Consider the following 20,175-nt stretch of genomic DNA (forward strand, 5'->3'; position numbering starts at 1 on the left):
TTTTATCGTTCATTTCCAAACCCTCTTTAAGCACGATAAAGCATAAGAGGGTTACGCCCCCGCTTCGATTAATAGGTCAGCAATTTCTTGGAATCCTTTTTGCTGTGCATGCATTAAGGGGGTGATCCCATTTCCATCCCCAATATTCACATCGGCGCCATGGTTAACTAACAGTTGTACGATTTTTCGATGCTTCTCTCCGCCGTCGCCTAGAATGACCGCTTCCAACAATGCCGTCCAGTGCAAGTTATTGATGTGGTTGACGTCGATGCCTGAACGACTAAGCAGTTCTTGAACAACCTCGACATGTCCGCGTTCCGAAGCAGGAATCAGTGCTGTTCCCCCGAACCGGTTCGTAAGTTTCGGATCGGCACCGGCATCAAGCGCGAGTTTGACGATTTCGAGAAGTCCTTCTGCTCCAGCATATAGGAGGACATTATTTAAGTTGGCGTCGCGAATGTTAATGTCCGCACCCTTTTGAATAAGCGCCTTTACCGTATCTGCTTTATTGTTATAAGTTGCTGCCACGACAGCCGTTCTTCCGCGTCCATCCGTTGCATTGATGTCTGCTCCGTCTTGAAGTAGCTTCAGAACGTTATCGGTATCCCCTTCCTCTGCTGAAAAAATCAATTTCTGGTTCATCCATTCCACCTTCTTTTCATCAGAATTTGATTCCTTTGATAAACGCTTTGAAGGGCCGAAATCGGTTTGACACCCAGCCAGTAAGACAACCATTACAATCAGCAAGAGACGGGACATCGTTCGGCCTCCTTTATCGTTCTTTGCCAATATGCTAACATGAAGGGGATCAAACGAAAAATATATAATAAATAAGTTATATATATGTTTTTCATATATGAGAAAGGAGTCTTTGCAACGATGGATATCAGACAGCTTCGCTATTTTATTGCGATTGTGGAGGAAAGAAGCATATCAGCCGCAGCGAGAAGACTCCATATTTCTCAACCGCCTTTAAGCCAACAATTGAGGGCAATGGAAGAGGAGCTTGGCGCGATATTGTTGGAAAGAAACGGGAAATACATGGAAGTAACGGATGCAGGAAGAACCTTATATTCCTATGCCTTGCAAATGGATCAATTAATGCAAGAGGCTAAAATGGAAGTGACTGAGGTCGAAAATGGGGTAAACGGCAAATTGACGATGGGTGTAAATACGTTTTCGGTTGCTGATTTGCCTGAAATCCTACATCAATTTCAAAAGCACTATCCAAAGGTAACGTACAAAATCCAACAAAATGAGTCCGCTCATCTTTGTCAGTTAGTCCGAGATCGGGCTATCGAATTGGCATTCATACGATTGCCGCTTGAATTGGACGATTTCTCAGTTCTTCATCTGTATACCGAACCGTTTTATTTGATTACATCCCAGAAACAGAAACGGTTTGAACATGAAGTAACGCTCGCGGACATAACTAACGAGCGGCTCCTATTGCCAAGCACACAGGGATTAGGTGTACACTATTTAATTTTGGAGGCATACTCAAGGCTTAATATGCATCCCCCCGTTGTCGGCGAATGTTCCGACATAGCGCTTTTGATGGAGTTGGTTTCCACTGACTTTTGTTCGTCGATCGTTCCGGAAACATTGCTTCATCGGCATAAAGGGGTTCCGATTCATGCGCACAAAATTTCTTCTACCGTTGGGATGTCTTCTCCGCTTGGGTTAATATGGCTGAAAAATCACCGCTTATCCAACACGGCCCGGAATTTTATCGATTTATTCAAAAAAGAAGGAAGGTATCTGCAGCATCATGCGCATAAGGAAATGGATTGATTGATTCAAGCCCTATTATGGAGTCCAATTTTTTGTGGAATGCGGAAATCAAAAAAAAGACCCTCGGATCCTAAGGGACTGACCCCATAACGTGAGACAAATCAAAACACCTTTAAGAGAAATATCCTTATATCGTAAGATAAGGGAGACAATCTTGGAGGTGTTTTTGCGTTGGCAACTAGAGTGAGTTACCCGGCGGAAGTGAAATTGAAAGCAATCGAAATGAGATTAGCTGGTATTCCTGTGAAAGAAGTAATGAACGAGCTAAACATCAAAAATGAGACTCAGTTAAAAGTCTGGATGAAATGGTATCGGGAAGGTGAACTCTATCGCCTGGAGCAGCCAGTAGGTAAGCAATACAGCTACGGCAAAGGCCCAGAATATCTATCAGAGCTTGAAAAAGTGAAAGCAGAGAATCATTTTCTTAAGCAGCAGTTAGAGGTTCTAAAAAAGTACAAGGATTTGGAAAGGAGGTGTCACCTGAAGTAGTTATCGCTTGGATGGAGTCCATTCGAGGAGAAATAAGTATTACTCAAGCCTGTGCATGGTTAGGGATTCCTCGATCTAATTATTATCGTTGGAAATCATCTTGCAGAGCTAAGCGTGTAGATAATGCCGTAGGGAAAATTCGAGAGCTCTGTACGGAACATAAATTCCGTTATGGGTACCGAAAGATCACGTCACTCCTTCGAATGGAACAACAAATTAATCACAAACGTGTACAGCGAATTATGCAACGTGAAGGACTACAATGCCGAGTTAAAGTGAAGAAACGCAAACCTACTGGACAGCCAGCACATGTCGCGGAACACCTGTTAAAGCGTCAATTTCAAGCAATTGCTCCGATGCAAAAACTCGTGACTGATATTACGTATTTGCCTTACGGCGGAAAAACACTATACTTATCAAGTATTTTAGACTTGTATAACGGAGAGATCGTGGCTTACAGTATAGCAGACAAGCAAGACACTTCTTTTGTTCTTGATACGCTGAATCAGCTTCCGCTACGTTCAGATATGATGCTTCACAGCGATCAAGGAAGTGTATATACGTCTCAGGTTTATCAAGAAGCAATAAAAGCAAAAGGCATTACCATGAGCATGTCCCGCAAGGGAACGCCCGCTGATAATGCCCCCATCGAATCGTTTCATTCCACACTAAAGTCTGAAACGTTCTATCTCGAAAAAATTACCTGTACAACGACCGCCATCGTTGAGCAGATCGTTCGAGATTACATTACTTACTATAACTCAATTCGCATTCAAACGAAACTAAATAACCAGTCGCCGATTAATTTTCGACGACTGGCTGCTTAAACTTGTAAGGTGTTTTGATCCCTGTCTCACAAACGGGGGTCAGTCCCCTAACGATCCGGGATCTTTTTGATCATTTTCAAACGAATGAATTCACTTCATTGAGGCAAATCGTACTGCATCATTTAAAAAGTAAATGCAGGGTTAAAATCTCCTTTATATGGCTCATGTTCAACGAATACGGTTATATCTTTGCCGTCTTTGTCTTTACCTGTTCTTTTATACGTAAATTTATTATTGTTAAGCTCGGTAATTTCAACAGCGATACCATACTTGTTCTTTCCAATAGAAACATGGGCTCTGACTTTATTGTCATGCAAAATATCAAAGTAGCCATAATCGCCACGACTTTCACCCGTATTCACATTAAAGAACTCATATTTATTCGTCTTATCGTCAAATTTAGCTAGGCTGATAAAGTTGGAGTTGTATTCTGTGATCTCATTTCCCTCTTCGTCCAGAACCTTTGTTCCATGCCAAAGTGTGCTGCCCAAAATTTGATCTCCATCAACGTTTTTAACAATATCGCCAGTCGTTGTATTCCATGATTTGTCCGGCTCTGTGAAAGCAAGTTTTTTTCCTTTATACGGAACATGCTCGACGAATACTTCTACGTCGTTACCTTGAGCATCTTTACCCATTCTTTTATATGTGAAGACATTCTTATTCAGTTCTGTCATATCGACAACTGCTTGATAATTCATCGATTCCGAGATCAGGATTCTCTTCTCTCCATCGTTAGTAAGGAAGAAGGTTCCTCTATCACCGCGGCTTGCACCGGTTTTTGCATCGAAGAATTCATATCTTCCGGTTTTTGCTTCATATTTGGCCAGGCCAATGAAGTTGGCATTTTCCTTAGTCAGGTCATGATGATCTTTATCATATACTCTTGTACCCTGCCAGTCCGTGCCGCTCAGAATGTCAGCCATTTCCTGACCTTTGGTAAGCTTGGCGTTTGGTGCGAGAACTGCTTTATGCGCTTTGTTCAACAGATATGCGACTTCACCACGCTTTGCTTTGCCGCCTTCATAACCTTGCATGACACGAAGATTGGAAAGTTCGATCATAGCCTGTTGGATTTCTTCTGTAGAGAGTTTCACAGAAGCAGCATCTGCTTGCAACACGCCAAATGGAAGAGCTGTTACTCCCAACGACGCCGCCAGCATCAGAGAAGCCAGCTTTGTAGAATATTTATTCATAATTTTTTCCTCCTTTACCTTTCTTGATCAATATGCTATCACCAAGAAAACCAAATGGAAAATATATTATTAATTAGTTTTCTATATGTTTTCCATATAGGATAAAGGAGTTTATATAGCAATGGATCGTAGACAGCTTTTCTCTTTTATTGCGATTGTGGAGGAAAGGAGCACATCAGCCGTGTTGAGAAGACTTTATATTTCTCAATCGACTCCCCGTGAAGATACTGCTCACGAGCAGTACGAGTCCGCCAAACAGATAGGGCAATTTGAAGTGGACTTCAAACAAAATACCTGCCAACATCGGTCCAAATATCGTACCGAGACTCGTATACGCATTATTCATCCCGGCCACAAACCCTTGCTCATTCCAAGCCACTCTCGACAGCAGCGTATTGATCGTAGGGCGCAAAATATTATTGAACGTAAAGAATAACATCGTGAATGCCATGACATAGAAGAAATGACCAGAGAATAATAAGAATACAAGGGATACCGCTGATAATAGCAACATGGCAACAATAACCTGCTTTTCCCCAAAACGTCGTGTAATCCGGTCGGTCAACAACAGTTGATTCAACGTACCGATGAGCGAACATACGGTTAGTAGAATAGCGATTTGACGCGTCGTGAATCCGTACACCTGTACGACAAAGAGCGGGAAAATCGCTTCAAAATGCGTCAGACCGAAGGTCATCGTGAAAACAATGAGTAGCATGACAAAATAGCGAGACCGAACCGAAAGCACGATTTGACGGAACACATTGTCCCTCTTTTCCTCCACTTGACGATGCATCTGGCGAATGTTCGCCGACACCGATTCAGGCAATCCCCAGAGGCTGCAAACCATTGCCAGCACTCCTACACATGCGGATACATAGAACGGCATCTTGATTCCCCATTCCGCAAGCAATCCACCGACACCCGGTCCGATAATAAACCCAGATGTCATCGACGCGCCCAACCATGACATCGCCTTGCTGCGCTGATCATCTGCTGTAATGTCAGCAATATAAGCAATAATGGACGGGATTAAGGCAGCTGAGCCTATTCCGCCAATCAATCGCGATGCGAATAATAAAGTTAGGTCACTTGCAAATGCTGCAAGCAGGTTGGAGAGTGCGAACAAGACCAAACCTATGAGAATCATTGGTTTACGGCCGTATCGATCTGACAAATTGCCTGCAATGGGTGAGAATAGAAACTGGGTCAGGCCGAAGCAGGAGACCAAATATCCTGCGGCCTGTCCACTTGCCGAAAACTCCTCAAGAAGTTCCGGCACAATCGGAATGACAAGACCCATACTTAGATTAGCGAGAAACATGTTCAACAGCAGTAGTGGAAACGCTGACTTCGTTAACATTGATGACCACCTATATTGAGTTGATAAAAATTACGAGTCGGGACTGAATACCAGTCCCTCTCTATCTGCATTTGTATATGTTAGCATGTGGCTATCTTCAATAAAAATATGAAAAACATATGGGGGCTTAATATTTTTGATATATATGGAGGATGCTTCTGTATGATTCTTACGGCGACCGGCATATCAAGTTCGAGAAATCGGCTTTGATGAAAAGACTCAATATGGAAAAGAGAACGCCCCACTAAACACTCTCTTAAACATTCTAATTTTCATTTAAAAATCATGCATTTAATCATTTTTATCATTCAATATTTTGTTTCTAATGTATTTTTCTGCACTAGAAAATAATATATACTTCACTAATATTCAACACTTCTACGTATTGATTCGACATATTCCTACCACGCACTCCACATCATGTGAGGTTGCGCAAAATAAACAGCTTCCGATGTAGCAGTATTCGCTATAATATTATTGATTTTTAAGATTCTTCCGAATTAATCAAGTTGACGACTCTGGATACATATCGATAAAATAGAACATATGTTTCCTAGTATTTTTGCGTAAAGTGTCGAATAATAATAAGGTTCCTGAAAGGAGTTTGAATTCATGCTAGATAATAAATTTACCGTTGCATCTTTGTTCTGTGGGGCAGGCGGATTAGATTTAGGTTTTGAAGTCGCAGGCTTTAAAACAATATGGGCTAATGATATTAATAAAGATGCTTGCGAGACTCATAAACAATGGTCTGATGCCGAGGTAATAAGCAAAGATATAAAAGACATTAGTTTTAGTGATGTACCAAGTGTCGAGGTAATTCTTGGTGGATTTCCCTGCCAAGGTTTTAGCCTTGCAGGTCCAAGGAAAATTGATGATAAGCGAAATTCATTATACAGCTTCTTTGCAAAACTAGTTGGAGAAAAACAACCACTAGCCTTCGTTGCAGAGAATGTAAAAGGAATCCTAACACTTGGAGAGGGGTTGATTTTAGAAGCAATCATAGCAGACTTCTCGGAAAAGGGTTACAATGTTGTGCCATACACGGTAAATGCTTCTGACTATGGCGTCCCTCAAGATCGAGATCGTGTTATTTTTATTGGGATAAGAAAAGATTTAAATCACAGTTTTGTATTGCCTAGCCCTTTTAATAAAAAGGTAACTCTACGGGAAGCACTAGAACATCTTCCAGCTCCTAAAGATGAAGATATTTGCGATGCTCCATTCTCTTCAAGATTCATGAGTAGAAACCGTAGACGCGATTGGGAAGATGTCTCCTATACAATTCCTGCTATGGCTAAACAAGTTCCACTTCACCCCTCTTCCCCTATGATGATAAAGATTCATAAGGATTTATGGAGTTTTGGAGAGGGCAAAACAAGACGTTTTTCATGGCAAGAAGCCGCTGCAATACAAACTTTTCCGCAGGGAATGGAATTTGCAGGGGATTTAATCTCTAAATATAAGCAAATCGGAAATGCTGTTCCTGTCAAACTTGCAGAAGTAATTGCAGTTGCGTTGCGCCAATGCCTTACTAATGAATTAGAAAAAAGACATAATACTTACTAGCTGAAAGCAGGTGCATAATAAGTGGCACAAGTATTAAACGGAAAAGGATTTGAATATGCATGTTTGCAGTCTATGCAAAATCAGCTTTCCGATATTCAGCAAATCGATATACTGACAACCCCGACTTACCTAAGCGCTCAGTTATCGTTTCAAAGTTCAGAACCTTTGGTACAACAAAAATTTAATCTTGCCGCGGATGCCGCAATAAGAGTGTTAAGGCGGCTTGAACCTCAGTTAGAAAATCATCAAAATAATCAACCTCTAATACTTTCAATTCAACAAGATGCTAGAGGGCAGCAAGGTGATGTCAGAGATGTACTGGCTATTCGTAGACAAAATCAATGGGAAATAGGTCTATCAGCTAAACATAACCATTCCGCAGTGAAACATTCAAGGCTTTCACAAACAATAGATTTCGGTAAAGAGTGGCTTAATATCCCTTCATCCGCAACATACTTTAATGAAATTAGACCTATATTTAATGAACTTGAAGATTTGCGGAGCAGGGGTGTTCTATGGAGACACCTTGATGATAAGGCAGACCGATTCTATGTTCCAGTTTTGAATGCATTTATGCGAGAGTTGCAACGGCTTAACCAAGCTAATACCGACATTCCTTCTCGCTTGCTAAGTTATCTTCTTGGACGTAATGATTTTTATAAAGTTATTGCACATGATGGAAACCGAACAACCGAAATACAGGGTTATTCAATGTATGGTACTTTGAATAGACCATCCGGTAACGTTAGCCCTCAAATCCGTTTACCGAGGTTACGATTACCGTCAAGATTCTATGACATAGATTTTAAGCCAAATTCAAATACAACGATTTTTATAGTTTGCGACGAAGGTTGGAACATATCTGCACGGATTCATAGTGCAAGCACTGCTGTCGAGCCAAGCTTAAAGTTCGATATTCAACTACAAGGCGTTCCGCCTACCCTTTATCGACATTTTGAACCTTGGTAATATAAACAGCCATTCCCGTAATGTTACCGGAATGGCTGTTTTCGTTTTGAAAGGTTAAGACTTTCGATAATTTGATTTACTACAGAATGAACATCATCATTTACTTCATGTTCCCAAAACCGTAATACCGTCCAACCGAGTTCTTTGTAGTGGTGATTTATTTTTTTGTCGCGTTCAGTATTACGATTTAGTTTTTTTGTCCAATATTCAAGATTGCTTTTCGGCATATGACCATGAATAGGGCAAAAGTGCCAAAAACATGAATCAATAAAAACGACAAGCTTGGCTTTTTTAATTGCTATATCAGGCTTCCCAAGTAGCGACTTTACGTTCTTCCTATACCTGATTCCTTTTTTCCAAAGCAACTTCCTTACTTTTAACTCGATTTTTGTTTCTGAGGATTTTACTGCTTTCATCATTTTGCTTCTGGTTTCTCGGGATACCTTATCAGCCAAACTCATCACCTAAATGGAGTATAGCCCTAAAGTTATCACATTAAACTCTTCACCATTGAGGCAGCGATAATTCCAGAAAATTTATTACGGGCAAAATAGGGTGTAGTAGGGATTGGGAAAGTTTTTTTCATTGATTTGGCACTGGAGGGAGGTTGGATTAATACGATCACCTTGTACGGAAGCAAATGCCCGTGCTACTAGTGCAGCATCTTTGTTAGATAGGGGCTTATGAGAATCAAGCCAGTTCGCTTTTTTACGTGTCTCAAATCTCTCAATGTCTTTCCTCAAAGATGCAATTTCCTTTAAGGCAGCTTTCTTCTTAACCTCAGCTCCTCCCTTTCGCATTTCCTTGGTTATTGCATCATTATCTACATGGTCACCTATCGAAGATCTAACTTCACTTAAGATGAGATCTACAAGACTTTGCTCATAGATTGAGTGGCGGAATATATTTTTTACCCCTCAACTTATACTTACCACACATGTAATACTTTTTTCCGTAAGAACGTTTAACACAATGCATTCCCACCCCACAATCAGTGCAATAGAGTAATTGAGTAATTGAGTAAAGAGGTTATACATCGACTCTTTTTCGAGAGTATGACGATAGTTTAAAGTGTCCTCCGATTCGAAAATAAGTTGAAACAATCGAGGTTCTAGTTTCACTTTCAACTGATAATCCGGATCAAGTTGCCTCAATCTGAGTGGTTCGATTACAGGCTCCTTCACAACAATCAAACATTGGTTTGATCCATTCTGAAAAAAGCTGTAGTGGCAACATAAAGTCCCCTCCCAAAGTAAAAGTTCGTTGATCTTACCGTAGAAGGGGATAGTTATCAATATCTAGTATTTATCTAAACAATTTCATGAACTATTTATTACTCCCTGACCTTCCAAGAGTAATATTCTTGAGGAATAGATCGGCTACTGTTAAAAACTCATTGCTGTGCTTGAAGCTAAAGACGGTATTTGCGAATTGCTAAAAATTAAAGAATCATTAAATCTCTTGAAAGAAATGGTTGCCGACGATCTTTAACAATTACAGATTTCTGAAGACCAGGAAATATGCAGGCATGTAGGTGTGTAGGGCGACCATATAGCGATTCAGAAAGCGGACTGGGAAAAAGGGAGTTAACAAACAATAACCAAAAGAATACCTACTACTTCGATGTAGAAGTATGAAAAAGTGTCCGTTTAAAGAAGGATGCTACACCGAAGTCCTACTCGATGAGTATTAAATCTGGCGAACACGCGGAACAAATGTCGTTCCAAGAAAGCGAGTACTTCAAAGCGAAGTCTAGAGAACACTACAGGATTGAAGCGAAGAACAGTGAACTCAAACACAGGGCACGGGTATGACGTAGCGTCATCTTCGGGTCTTGCTGGCATGCAATTACAAGGAGCGATGGCGATCTTTACTGTAAACTTGAAGAAAATATTGAAGCTAATGAAGTAAGAAACAAGACATAAAGACCTGAATATATAACAAAAAAGCGACCCTTATCCCCTATTACTGGAAAATAGATGTCGCCTTTTGCTTCATGTTTTTTAACTGCACCGTAAAACTACGAGTTTTTCAGTGGCCTCGTACAGTATAGGAATCATCTTTTTCAGCTTCATAAATTTTTCAAAGTGCCCTTAACAAAGGGGATAATTCATGTCAGGGTTATTGAATTGCTGATTCTTTTTTCTGCCGCGATTGCATTTCTACAATGTATGTATCAAGTTGTTGGCTGATTTGTATCACTTCTTCGTCTGCGAAGCTACCTTTAATCTGAACAATCTCCTTGAGTTTCTTTCTAAACTCATTAATTTTCTCTTCTAAAGAATCCATAACAGATCACCTCACGTACACTATCTCAATCGATTATAATGTACGTTTCAGTAAAATCTGTATAAATACACCATAACAACATTTGTATGAAAATGAATTTAAGAACACCCGAAGGTGTTCTTATCATTAGATTTGATTCTTATTCACTTCCGGTGCTTCATGCCTCTTATTGTAGCCACAATCCAAACTATAGCTAAAATGTATGCAATAATATCTGTGACCAAGTAGTTCATTTTAAGCAAAACAAAGAAAGTGACAATAAACAATATGGGGAGAAGGATAGCTATGGCAGTGACTAGCCTTTTATAATTTTTGTCTTCCAAACTCTCTTACCACATTAAATCTTCTTTTTTTTGCCGATGATCTTATCTATAATGAACATAAATACACAGAACAAAAGGGACATAATCAACATGTCTAGTATAGTTACACCCGAGTCACTTTTTATGACAAAGAACATAATAATCTGTAAAATCAAAGATATCACAAAAAGTGATATGTATCTAATGCTATTCATGCAACACCATTCCCTTCGATGAGTAACTTTACTGTCCTATGCAACGGACACTAAACCAAGCCAAACTAGCAGCAAGTCCTACAACTCCGCCTTTAATTGCATTTTTTTCGATGATTTTGATGATTTCAACGGCTAACTTATCCCACAATTTCTTTTCGATCATTTCTGTCATTGCGCCAGTTAAAAGACCGATTCCTGTAAAGTCAATAATTTGGTTGGCAACACAAGATCCCCATGAAGCCGTGGAAAATCCCCCATCTTCTGGATGAGGCACTCCCTTTAGGTTATTTGCTGTTAGTTGCTCACCGTTTGCAAGCTTAACAAATGCCGAGATGGTTGCAACATTATCAGATCCGAACTTCTGAGCAATTTCCCCCTCATTCAATACATACTTGCCGTCTTTTTTCACAGATGCCTCTTCAAAAATGAATTTTAGGTCAGATGCTATTTGAGCTGATTCCAAATACTCAGCCGGAACGATATCACGTACATCAGCATCTTTCACAGTAGTGCCCATCATGCTAAACTTGTCTTCGCCAATTTCGATCATGTGACCTTGATTTTGTGACCCCGCTTGCCGTTTTGATTCTGATTACTCTCTATACATGGAAGGACTCTGTATCACGATAAACTACATACGCAACTGTATGTAATGATACATCATCTATTTCTAAGGTGATTTAAAGAGTACCCTCACGTAGCGAGTATATAATATGTTGCATATATTCCATATTTTAGTGACTTGAGAAACAAAAAGTAAAAGTAAGCAGCTTTTTGGGTGCTTACGCTATGCTTATACTATATCACCAAGGGAAAACTCCCTTTTAAGTGATTACGAGCCGATAATCCACGGCGCGCCGCCTCCAAATTGTGCTACAGTAACACCTGTGATAGCCAGTGAAACAATAATACGAGCAGCCTTATAAAAAATAATTTTTTTCATGTTGTCTATCTCCTTTTCTGAATTATTTGCTCAACATATTCAGGGCTGTTCTTAACTTTTGAATCACTACATTAGTTGTTTCAACATCACCATTAGCAGCATCTGTCATCAACCCTAATACCTCATAAGCTTTCCTATCTAATGAAATTTTCTTATATTCTAATGCGCTTTGAATATAGCTGTCGAAAGCTTCTTCAATGTTTTCTTTTTGTAGCAAATCCCCTTTAAGCTTATAGTAATGAGCAAGTTTTGAACGTTTGTCAGGAGTAGTACGATAATCTTCAATGGATCTTGTCATTTCGTTTTCATAGGTAATCAATTTTTCCGCTGCGGTGTTATTTTGTTTGAAAAGATATATAAGCATAGTCAATGAATAGATGAGATTATATTCGGAGTGATTTTGCAAGTAATTTTCAAGTTGTAAAATGCCAAAATCGATATTTCCTGTTTTTGCACGTAAACATCCATTCATCAAATCAATGTTGTCTTTAATATAAGGGAAAGAATAATAGGGCATCCTTTTATTCTGTATCAGGTTTAAAAATTACATACAGCACATAAACAATAAGTGTAGCGATACCCAATTCAAACAGCAACCTCAAATAGTTCAATTCGTAAGCTTCAAAGAATTCACCGACTTTTTGTTCGCTTTGCAACTCCCACAGAGGAACATACTCCTTGAATTCATACTTCATTTCTCTGCCCCAAACTACTGTCACTGGAACTTTTAATACACCTAAAATTGTAATTACAATCAAATAGATGCTTAGAAAAATTCTCTTGATAAGCAAATACGGAACCTCCTAAAAATAGTTTAATGTCAATAATCGACATTTTGATTATTAAATCCTAAAAAATATTTTAAATACCATCAATATTCGACAGACAGGCATTTGGGCATATGGTAAATTAAGATCAACATTTAGGATTTTCCTAAATGTATCAAATTATAGGAGGAATTAGAAGATGAAAAAAGTATCTATTGCATCTGAGATGATCAAAAAAAGAGCAACAATCTTGTTTATGGTCGGAATTTTGTCTATCACAGCAGTGTTTTCGGTTGTCGGTTTTCCAAAATCAGCTTTTGCTAGTAGTGCATTGCAGGTTTGCTTGAATGAATTGCCACCATTTATGGGACCACCTGCACCTAATGTTTGTCCGTCAGAAACCGCTAAAGCTCCGACTGGTGTCAATGGCGAACTGGTTAAATTCAAAAAAGGAAATTACAAAGAGGATATGGCAACTGCTGCAATAGCCGCCGCCGCTTTATCCACTCTGTTGAAGGTTCCATATTCAACAATTCTAGCAGCCTTTAGTGCTGCTGCCGGATTCAATGCTAGTGATGTATACTATACCAAAGCGGATTACCGTGTTTGGGGTTATGGTACGTTTTCAGTTATAAGAATTTACTCCAACTCCACATATTCTAAAGTTCTTTCTATTTCCGAGCCTGCATGGACAGATTTGTAATTTAATTGCATAGAGAAAAGAAGCGGAACATCCGTCTGGTTGACGATATTTCGCTTCTTTTGTGACTTATATGATGAGGCATACTGGGATAATGTGGGCTATAAGGAAAAGATAACAGACAAAATTAAGAATGTAGCGAAGTTGATGGCATTATTTCTGTTTTTAAGATCAAGTAATCTGACGAAGAAAATGAGTGAGATTAAAAGGAAAAACCAAGAGAATTGTAGGCTATTATTTCCTGTAACAGAGACGACAGTAAATACAATCGCACCTAAAGTTACGATTAATTCCAAAGAAAGATAAAGTTTGTTCCGGTTCTTATACGGATTAATAAACACTACATAATCCTCCTTCATAAAAATGTACTCTTTAGCCATTATGCCTTTGGTGTACATTTCTAATCAGCTTTTCATGCTCTACTAAACTTAAATTCCCTCGGTTAGCACGATAGAAATGATACAGATAATCGATTGCCTCTGATTCGTTTGATAATTTGAGTTCTTTTTTTACGAATACGAGTTGTTCTTTTACATGCCGATGCATTTTCGTCGTTGCGCGTTTATCCTGCATGTGATTTCCTCCAAAATATTCTTGTCTACATAATATACCATTTTGTCTACAAAGTAAAGGAACATTTAGGTAAATTCTAAATGTTCATCTTAAAATAGTTGACGGGCATAAGGATGGAAAATCCAAATTTATTTCCCTTATTCTGAATAAGGTTTTTTTATTAAAAGGGTAACTTTGTGTTATTTTTTGTGAGACAAAGTTACCCTTTTGCTAACTTAAATACACATATGTTTTCTGTGCCAGCAATGCTCTAACGTTCGTAATTAAAGTGAATATTGGGAGGTTCTATGAAGATGTTTGTTCGGAAATTGCTAGTTACAAGTGTTAATTTCTTGATCGTCTCTTCTTCTGCATTTCTAGTATTAATCTATCTAGTTCTTGACTAATTTGAACCACTTCTTCGTCTGCAAATCCTCCCTTGTTCTCAACAATCTCGATTAACTTACTCCTTAGTTCAACAATTCTATTTTCTAAAGAATCAATGACGGCTCACCTCACGCACATTATCTCTCTTGAGTATAATGCACGTTCCAGTAAGAAATGATAAAAAATACCACTTCATCACATTGTCGAAAAATGAAAAGGAGCATCAAAGGATGCTCCTAACACCATTTACCACGGGAATACGCTCCCTGATTCACCAGAGAGTGCCGCTACTGTTGTCACAAAGACCACTGTGTAAAGAAGGGACTTGGAATACAGGCTTTTGATTAAGTTTTTCATGCTTAACCCTCCATTTCTTTAGCGCTTTGAATAAAATATTTACTCAACTTTTCAAATGTAGTTTGTGGGGAGACGCGGTGCTCTAAATTGATTCGCATAATCACATTAAGGCATTCTTTCTCTTTCTTAGTGTCGTTGACTTTGGAATACCATGAGGCACTTTCCACCATCAGTTCTATGCATTGTGCATAATCACCTAGTGTTAAATAGCACTCCCCTTTGATTTTCAGTAAGTCTCCGTACATTGAACAGATAAAAGGATTATTAGAATTAGCAATAGGGACGATCTCTTTGCATTTGTCCAACGTATCCTTTATTCCTGTTTGGTTGTTTTGTTGTAAGTACAATTGAAGAAGTTGCCTGTATGCAGAAACTATGTGGGTATCGCTGCAAGTCTCAAGGAAGGGCAAAAGTATCTCTATTGCTTTTTCAGCGTCGCCTTTCTTGACGGCAAATTGTGCATCCATAAGGACAACATGCTCTTTAGTGTGCGGATAATTTAGATAATTGAATTGTTTATACTGTATAGCGTACATCTCAGCCTCTTTATAATCCTCTATACAAAAGTTCGCGTCTCTAAGTATTCCAAGTGCATATATTTTGTATGGACTTAGCCCATCCTCCTCCCCGAGTACTTTTTTACAGTGGTCAATGCTCTCCGTGTAAATTCTCAGATTAAAGGCATGGATACCTAGCTTATAGTATAGCTCAATCCGATCATTTTTTGGTAAGAACTCAATGTAGTGAAGAATATATTTTCCACTGTAGTAAGTTTCCTTTAATTTGCTGAAATCGTTTCGTTCAATAAGATACAGTTGGTACAAACCTTTTGCAATATAGGGCATGATTCCATGTGAACGTGAGTAGTCGATGATGAGGTTATACAGTGATAGTTTGATGGAGGTGTCTTCAATGGAGCCGATGTGTTGATATAGCTTTTCGGTTAAATCTAAGCTATCTTCATTTGGCGCTTCGAGGTATTTTGTTGCTACCTTCTTAACAAGTTCAGCACTACTTCCTTCTGCAATCGCTGTTTGGAGCATACTCAGTAACATCTCAGCCCTTTTCTCAATCACAGCATAATAATCAACCAATGTTTCAAAGGGGATATTCAATGCAGAAGTCAACGAATGTACACACGAAAACTCTGGGCGCTTTACTTCGTCATTTTCGATTCTTGATATCGTCCCTCTAGGAACGCCTGATAATTCTGACAATTGAGTGATCGTCATATTTAATGAGCGCCTTGTATCTTGGATTAGTTCACCGATTGTTGTAATGATCGATGCGTCCAATACCATCCCTCCTTCTAAAAATACACCACCTATATTTTACCGTATTGTGAAGGACATGTAAATTGAGAATGATATTATGAGGTGAAAATAACTTAAAAGGAGTGCGAAAATAAACTGGTACCCATTGACTGGACACTTTAGAAAGAAAGATGTTCAGGCTGTGGATATCTTTCGTATTCTCACATCCCAATGGGCAGCCTTTTCACCATGAAATGGCCACGCTCTCCGATCTGCTGATAAAATTTGAATCGTTGTTTACATCTAATTTAGTACAAGGACATTAAAGAAGACGCCTAGGATATTCCTGGCGTCTTCTGATTACTTGGGCTGATCTCCGATCAATTTTCACATCAAATTTACATCAATTATGTTCCTCGATTTCTGTACTACTTCTAATATTTAATTTCTGTTTCAAGCAATCGACTCCACATGCGTCGAATGTTCAGTGAGAGCAACCCTGACACCACATATTTATTATTATAACGTACTTCGCCGTAGTTCATAAAAATATTGCACAATGGGATGCTTTACCTTCATCTTCTCAGCCATGTTTAAAATCCGCTTTTTTCCAACTCGTCTATCCACCAAAGCCAGAATATTCAATAAGATATCATCGCTCTCTATGCTTTCCTCTATAGAAATGGATAAAAACTTACTTGCTGTAACGACAAAATTTGATTTACTTAATGATGACTGTGCTGACAAAAGCTCTTTTGCATATCCGGACATTTTTCTACTTCTAGCAATTACGATTAGACGATCCTCGGGAGCGCCCTTGGTATCCTTTCTGACCGCTTCAATTTCTTCATTGCTGATCGGAATTTGGATATCTGAATCATTCTTAATTTCCTGCTCCGTTTGATACCATTTGATTAAGCTCGTTTTATCACTCATATTGAATACATTCTTTTTATCTACCGAAATATAACAAATACCTGCTTTATCAGGTGAATAACGGTAACCTGTTGCTCGGTATTCAACCCTTCCATGTAACGCAGGACAGAGAAAGCTCTCCAGTTGTTGCTTCAATTTGCTCCAGGACATGTAATCCCCCTATATTCTACTAGAATTCCTTCCCCCATATTATCACATCTTTATTCGATTTTTAGTACGTGTATATTGCGAATGTCAGAAAAGGCTGGACGCCAAAAAGCCGCCTCCCTTATCGGAGAGGCAGCTCGTTCTATTACAACCCGTACTCAACCCATTCCATATTCCTTTATTTCAAACACCCCGGTCTCTTTCCATCCGAGATCAACTGATTGATCGCTTCGATTAATTGCGGAAGCTCACGCATCGTATCAATTGCAAAATCTGCACCATATTGCATAAAGTTTTGCTTTGTCTTCGAGATCATCTCGGCTTTTTCCGCCTCGGATAGGCCTTCGAATTGCGCTTGGTTGAGTCCCATCTCGGAGCTGCCGACAGCAACACCAACCGACCACACTCCAGCATCGACTCCCTCTTTCACATCCGATGCCGTGTCGCCCACTTTGACCACTTTCCAGCATGCGGAGAGCTTAAGCTCCTCCATATTGCGATGGATCATGTAAGGGTATGGTCTGCCATAAGAATCCGTTTCACTAGGTGTGACCAGATGATCGGGACTGTACCCCTTTTCCTTCGCGATAGGTACGATCACATCCATCATGGTGCGGGTATAGCCCGTTGAAGATCCAAACTTCAATCCTTGCGCTCGTAAGGTTTCTACGGTATCCACTACACCTGGAATCGGATCTGTGTATTCAGCTAGCGAGGACATTAACGCAGGCTCAAATGCCGCATAGAGCTGCTCTACATCCTGTTCTGTAAATGGCTTGCCATACTGGTCTTCCCATAATGCTGAAACTCTGGGCATCGACAGCATCGCCCGGATATGATCGATTTTCAGCATCCCCATAGGTGCTCTAGCCTCATCCATTTTTACCTCGATACCTGCCTGCTTGAAGATATCGATGAATACATTCACAGGTGCAAAACATCCGAAATCGATGGTCGTACCCGCCCAATCCAATATGATTCCTTCTACTTTATTCATGGTTGCAATGCTCCTTCATATATTGCTCAATAATACGGCATAACTGATCAATGTCTTCCTCATAGATTTCCCCGATGTTCCCAATACGGAACGTATCCAAATTCGTCAACTTCCCTGGATAAATAACATAGCCTCTTGCTTTCACATATTGATAGAATTCGGCGAATTGAAATTGTTCGTTTGGAAACAGAAAGGTCGTAATAATTGGCGACTGGAAGTCCGCTCTAATGTAAGCTGTCATGCCAACCTTCGCAAGTCTCTCCCTGAGCAGCAGGTTATTATGCTGATAGCGAGCTTGTCTTGCTGCGACTCCACCTTCTTCTTGCAGTTCATCCAACGCCTTGGAGAATGCAGCAACGACATGGGTCGGCGAGGTAAAACGCCATTTTCCGTCCTTGTCCATACAATTCCATTGATCATACAAATCAAGAGCCAAGCTGCGCGCAATCCCTTGACATTGCTGCAATTGATCAAGCTTAGCAATAACAAAACCAAAGCCAGGAACACCTTGAATGCATTTGTTCGCACTGCTGATTACATAATCAATATGAAGACCAGCAACATCGATCTCAATACCGCCAAAGCTGCTCATCGCATCCACAATGAACGTTTTTCCATAAGCTTTTGCCAGCTTCGAGACCCTATCAATCGGATTCAGGATCCCTGTAGTTGTCTCGCAGTGAACCATTGCAATATGCGTAATCTCTGGATCAGCTTCAAGCATGACCCCCAGTTCCGTCATATCCGGATACTTATCATAGTCTGCCTTATGCTCGACATACGACAGCCCTATCACTTGTGCCATCTGTATCATGCGTTCCCCATAAGCGCCGTTGGAGATGATTAGAACCTTATGTTCTGGGGCAATCACGGATGTCAACACCGATTCCACGGCAAAGGTTCCGCTGCCCTGCATCAATACAACTGTATACTGTTCCGAATCCACTCCTGCAATCATCAATAACTGGGATCTTATTTTCTGCGTAATCGATTTATAATCATCATCCCACGTGCAGCGATCAAGCAACATTTCATGCTTAACGGATCGGGTCGTTGTTAACGGCCCTGGGGTCAATAATTTGTAGTTATTCATCATATCTCACTCCCCGTTGTTATGAATTATTTAGCATCTTTAAAAAACTGCTGATGTTCCTTCAATAACTCCACGGTTAATGGCTGATCGAACTTCATCGGTTTCGCTGGCTTATTGACCGCGTCTGTGGATTCCCCTTTGTACAAGGCAACAGGATAGTTCGTAATCAAATCTTTTCTCGCATCCTTACTAATCGTCTCGGCCATTTTCATTGCAAGATCCGTCACTTCGTTGTTCTTATTGATTACTGCAATGGACTCTGTCAACGAATAATTCCCTTCGATAGGATCAATATAATCAATCGGAGCTCCTTTTTCGTGTGCACGCACCACCTGATGACGAAGTCCAAATCCAGCAGCTACTTCTCCCGCTTCCACTTTCTTAATCGGGCCTGAACCAGATTTTTCTATATGCTGGCCTGCATTGGCAATGAGATCATGGAGTACAATCTTCCCTTCCTCTGGTCCATAAGCACTGATGATAGCCTGTATAAGCAGCCAAGCTGTAGAGGAATCGAATACATTTGGAATCGACACCAAATTCTTATATTCAGGCTTCGTCAAATCTTTGATCGATTGGGGAGCCTGCAGCCCTTTTTGCTTCAATACTTCTGTATTTACAAATATAGATCCTGTATTTGCTAAAATCGGCGTGTAGTAGGATGGATACGAATCCATAGCTCCTGTTTCAAATGCTAAGTCTTTATACATCTTGTATTGGCTCTGTGAACTGTCTAGGAAATACGAGCTCATCGTCACAAGATCAGCCTCAATCTTATCCCCCTCAGCCATCAGCTTGCCGCCTAGTTCTGACGTCCCCATCGATTGGAGTTGATACTGCCCTTCATAGCCTGCGGCTTTCAGTGCAGCCTCCATTGCTGCTACTGCTTCTTCATCTGCGTTGGTGTTGATGATCACTTGCTTCGATTCCTTTGCACTGCCAGCACCACAGCCTGCCATTACCACCACCATGCTTATTGCCAGTAATGATAAGAGAACCATCTTGAACCTTTTTGACATTCCAACCATCG

Annotated in this window: 20 protein-coding genes and 2 pseudogenes; 6 read left to right on the forward strand and 16 right to left on the reverse strand. The window is 40.0% G+C overall.

Features of this window, described 5'->3' with window-relative positions:
- Positions 1–51 precede the first annotated feature (51 nt).
- The gene (locus PAV_RS01640; protein ID WP_040735160.1) at positions 52–642 is read right to left on the reverse strand and encodes an ankyrin repeat domain-containing protein; all 591 of its coding nucleotides are present in this window, start codon (positions 640–642) and stop codon (positions 52–54) included.
- Between the two features lie 237 nt (positions 643–879).
- On the opposite strand from PAV_RS01640, the gene PAV_RS01645 reads away from it, so the two are divergent.
- Together PAV_RS01645 and PAV_RS01655 are read left to right on the forward strand one after the other, a co-directional pair.
- Entirely contained in the window at positions 880–1,794 is a 915-nt protein-coding gene (locus PAV_RS01645) for a LysR family transcriptional regulator (protein WP_005543041.1), read from the forward strand.
- 171 nt (positions 1,795–1,965) lie between these two features.
- A protein-coding gene (locus PAV_RS01655; protein WP_085981350.1) for an IS3 family transposase occupies positions 1,966–3,110 on the forward strand; the annotation gives its coding sequence in 2 pieces (ribosomal slippage) (positions 1,966–2,239 and positions 2,239–3,110; 1,146 coding nt in all).
- A 122-nt stretch (positions 3,111–3,232) separates the two neighbouring features.
- Here PAV_RS01655 and PAV_RS01660 read toward each other — a convergent pair.
- Together PAV_RS01660 and PAV_RS01665 are read right to left on the reverse strand one after the other, a co-directional pair.
- A pseudogene (locus PAV_RS01660) lies at positions 3,233–4,057 on the reverse strand (DUF4822 domain-containing protein); the annotation flags it as partial.
- A gap of 424 nt (positions 4,058–4,481) precedes the next feature.
- Positions 4,482–5,669, reverse strand: coding sequence for an MFS transporter (locus PAV_RS01665; RefSeq protein WP_005543051.1), 1,188 nt, complete (start codon positions 5,667–5,669; stop codon positions 4,482–4,484).
- Between the two features lie 612 nt (positions 5,670–6,281).
- On the opposite strand from PAV_RS01665, the gene PAV_RS01670 reads away from it, so the two are divergent.
- Positions 6,282–7,238: a DNA cytosine methyltransferase gene (locus PAV_RS01670; protein WP_005543053.1), complete on the forward strand. Its 957-nt coding sequence runs from the start codon at positions 6,282–6,284 to the stop codon at positions 7,236–7,238.
- Between the two features lie 21 nt (positions 7,239–7,259).
- Positions 7,260–8,207 (forward strand): HaeIII family restriction endonuclease, encoded by a 948-nt coding sequence (locus PAV_RS01675; protein WP_005543055.1) that lies wholly within the window; start codon positions 7,260–7,262, stop codon positions 8,205–8,207.
- Between the two features lie 23 nt (positions 8,208–8,230).
- Here the strand turns inward: PAV_RS01675 and PAV_RS01680 are convergent, their stop codons facing one another.
- Complete coding sequence (locus tag PAV_RS01680) at positions 8,231–8,668, reverse strand: very short patch repair endonuclease (RefSeq protein ID WP_081505652.1); 438 nt, start codon at positions 8,666–8,668, stop codon at positions 8,231–8,233.
- A 421-nt stretch (positions 8,669–9,089) separates the two neighbouring features.
- Positions 9,090–9,224, reverse strand: a complete 135-nt coding sequence (locus PAV_RS37465; protein ID WP_372515338.1) for a recombinase zinc ribbon domain-containing protein — start codon at positions 9,222–9,224, stop codon at positions 9,090–9,092.
- A gap of 544 nt (positions 9,225–9,768) precedes the next feature.
- Between PAV_RS37465 and PAV_RS35760 the strand changes: the two are divergent.
- A pseudogene (locus PAV_RS35760) lies at positions 9,769–10,118 on the forward strand (transposase); the annotation flags it as partial.
- A gap of 210 nt (positions 10,119–10,328) precedes the next feature.
- Here PAV_RS35760 and PAV_RS33080 read toward each other — a convergent pair.
- The 4 genes from PAV_RS33080 to PAV_RS01715 form a co-directional block, all read right to left on the reverse strand.
- Positions 10,329–10,496: an aspartyl-phosphate phosphatase Spo0E family protein gene (locus tag PAV_RS33080; protein WP_005543062.1), complete on the reverse strand. Its 168-nt coding sequence runs from the start codon at positions 10,494–10,496 to the stop codon at positions 10,329–10,331.
- Between the two features lie 545 nt (positions 10,497–11,041).
- Complete coding sequence (locus tag PAV_RS01705; RefSeq protein ID WP_005543065.1) at positions 11,042–11,563, reverse strand: hypothetical protein; 522 nt, start codon at positions 11,561–11,563, stop codon at positions 11,042–11,044.
- A gap of 415 nt (positions 11,564–11,978) precedes the next feature.
- Positions 11,979–12,473, reverse strand: coding sequence for a hypothetical protein (locus PAV_RS01710; RefSeq protein WP_005543068.1), 495 nt, complete (start codon positions 12,471–12,473; stop codon positions 11,979–11,981).
- Positions 12,474–12,477: 4 nt separating this feature from the next.
- Positions 12,478–12,747 carry a hypothetical protein gene (locus tag PAV_RS01715; protein WP_005543070.1) on the reverse strand — a complete coding sequence of 90 codons (270 nt, stop codon included), beginning with the start codon at positions 12,745–12,747 and terminating at the stop codon, positions 12,478–12,480.
- 175 nt (positions 12,748–12,922) lie between these two features.
- On the opposite strand from PAV_RS01715, the gene PAV_RS01720 reads away from it, so the two are divergent.
- On the forward strand, positions 12,923–13,426 hold the full coding sequence (locus tag PAV_RS01720) for a hypothetical protein (protein WP_005543072.1): 504 nt from the start codon (positions 12,923–12,925) through the stop codon (positions 13,424–13,426).
- A 369-nt stretch (positions 13,427–13,795) separates the two neighbouring features.
- Here the strand turns inward: PAV_RS01720 and PAV_RS01730 are convergent, their stop codons facing one another.
- From PAV_RS01730 to PAV_RS01755, 7 genes are all read right to left on the reverse strand, one after another.
- Positions 13,796–13,996: a hypothetical protein gene (locus PAV_RS01730; protein WP_005543074.1), complete on the reverse strand. Its 201-nt coding sequence runs from the start codon at positions 13,994–13,996 to the stop codon at positions 13,796–13,798.
- A gap of 324 nt (positions 13,997–14,320) precedes the next feature.
- Positions 14,321–14,479 (reverse strand): aspartyl-phosphate phosphatase Spo0E family protein, encoded by a 159-nt coding sequence (locus tag PAV_RS33085; RefSeq protein ID WP_081505685.1) that lies wholly within the window; start codon positions 14,477–14,479, stop codon positions 14,321–14,323.
- Between the two features lie 242 nt (positions 14,480–14,721).
- A complete protein-coding gene (locus PAV_RS01735) occupies positions 14,722–16,014 on the reverse strand; it encodes a helix-turn-helix domain-containing protein (RefSeq protein WP_005543076.1) in 1,293 nt (430 codons plus the stop codon).
- A gap of 477 nt (positions 16,015–16,491) precedes the next feature.
- A complete protein-coding gene (locus PAV_RS01740; protein ID WP_005543077.1) occupies positions 16,492–17,058 on the reverse strand; it encodes an SF0329 family protein in 567 nt (188 codons plus the stop codon).
- A gap of 175 nt (positions 17,059–17,233) precedes the next feature.
- Positions 17,234–18,052 (reverse strand): phosphonoacetaldehyde hydrolase, encoded by an 819-nt coding sequence (gene phnX, locus PAV_RS01745; protein WP_005543078.1) that lies wholly within the window; start codon positions 18,050–18,052, stop codon positions 17,234–17,236.
- Positions 18,045–19,145 carry a 2-aminoethylphosphonate--pyruvate transaminase gene (gene phnW, locus PAV_RS01750; RefSeq protein ID WP_040734863.1) on the reverse strand — a complete coding sequence of 367 codons (1,101 nt, stop codon included), beginning with the start codon at positions 19,143–19,145 and terminating at the stop codon, positions 18,045–18,047. Before phnW ends, phnX begins: the two co-directional genes overlap by 8 nt.
- A 26-nt stretch (positions 19,146–19,171) precedes the next feature.
- On the reverse strand, positions 19,172–20,173 hold the full coding sequence (locus tag PAV_RS01755) for an extracellular solute-binding protein (protein WP_005543080.1): 1,002 nt from the start codon (positions 20,171–20,173) through the stop codon (positions 19,172–19,174).
- Positions 20,174–20,175: the final 2 nt, after the last annotated feature.

Origin of the sequence: Paenibacillus alvei DSM 29 (assembly GCF_000293805.1) — a bacterium.
Classification (GTDB): Bacteria; Bacillota; Bacilli; order Paenibacillales; family Paenibacillaceae; genus Paenibacillus_B; species Paenibacillus_B alvei.

Coding starts and splice junctions, on each gene's coding strand:
- PAV_RS01640 (WP_040735160.1), bottom strand. CDS start 642: ATGAACCAGAAATTGATTTTTTCAGCAGAGGAAGGGGATACCGATAAC.
- PAV_RS01645 (WP_005543041.1), top strand. CDS start 880: ATGGATATCAGACAGCTTCGCTATTTTATTGCGATTGTGGAGGAAAGA.
- PAV_RS01665 (WP_005543051.1), bottom strand. CDS start 5,669: ATGTTAACGAAGTCAGCGTTTCCACTACTGCTGTTGAACATGTTTCTC.
- PAV_RS01670 (WP_005543053.1), top strand. CDS start 6,282: ATGCTAGATAATAAATTTACCGTTGCATCTTTGTTCTGTGGGGCAGGC.
- PAV_RS01680 (WP_081505652.1), bottom strand. CDS start 8,668: ATGAGTTTGGCTGATAAGGTATCCCGAGAAACCAGAAGCAAAATGATG.
- PAV_RS33080 (WP_005543062.1), bottom strand. CDS start 10,496: ATGGATTCTTTAGAAGAGAAAATTAATGAGTTTAGAAAGAAACTCAAG.
- PAV_RS01705 (WP_005543065.1), bottom strand. CDS start 11,563: ATGATCGAAATTGGCGAAGACAAGTTTAGCATGATGGGCACTACTGTG.
- PAV_RS01710 (WP_005543068.1), bottom strand. CDS start 12,473: ATGCCCTATTATTCTTTCCCTTATATTAAAGACAACATTGATTTGATG.
- PAV_RS01720 (WP_005543072.1), top strand. CDS start 12,923: ATGAAAAAAGTATCTATTGCATCTGAGATGATCAAAAAAAGAGCAACA.
- PAV_RS01730 (WP_005543074.1), bottom strand. CDS start 13,996: ATGCAGGATAAACGCGCAACGACGAAAATGCATCGGCATGTAAAAGAA.
- PAV_RS01740 (WP_005543077.1), bottom strand. CDS start 17,058: ATGTCCTGGAGCAAATTGAAGCAACAACTGGAGAGCTTTCTCTGTCCT.
- phnX (WP_005543078.1), bottom strand. CDS start 18,052: ATGAATAAAGTAGAAGGAATCATATTGGATTGGGCGGGTACGACCATC.
- phnW (WP_040734863.1), bottom strand. CDS start 19,145: ATGAATAACTACAAATTATTGACCCCAGGGCCGTTAACAACGACCCGA.
- PAV_RS01755 (WP_005543080.1), bottom strand. CDS start 20,173: ATGGTTGGAATGTCAAAAAGGTTCAAGATGGTTCTCTTATCATTACTG.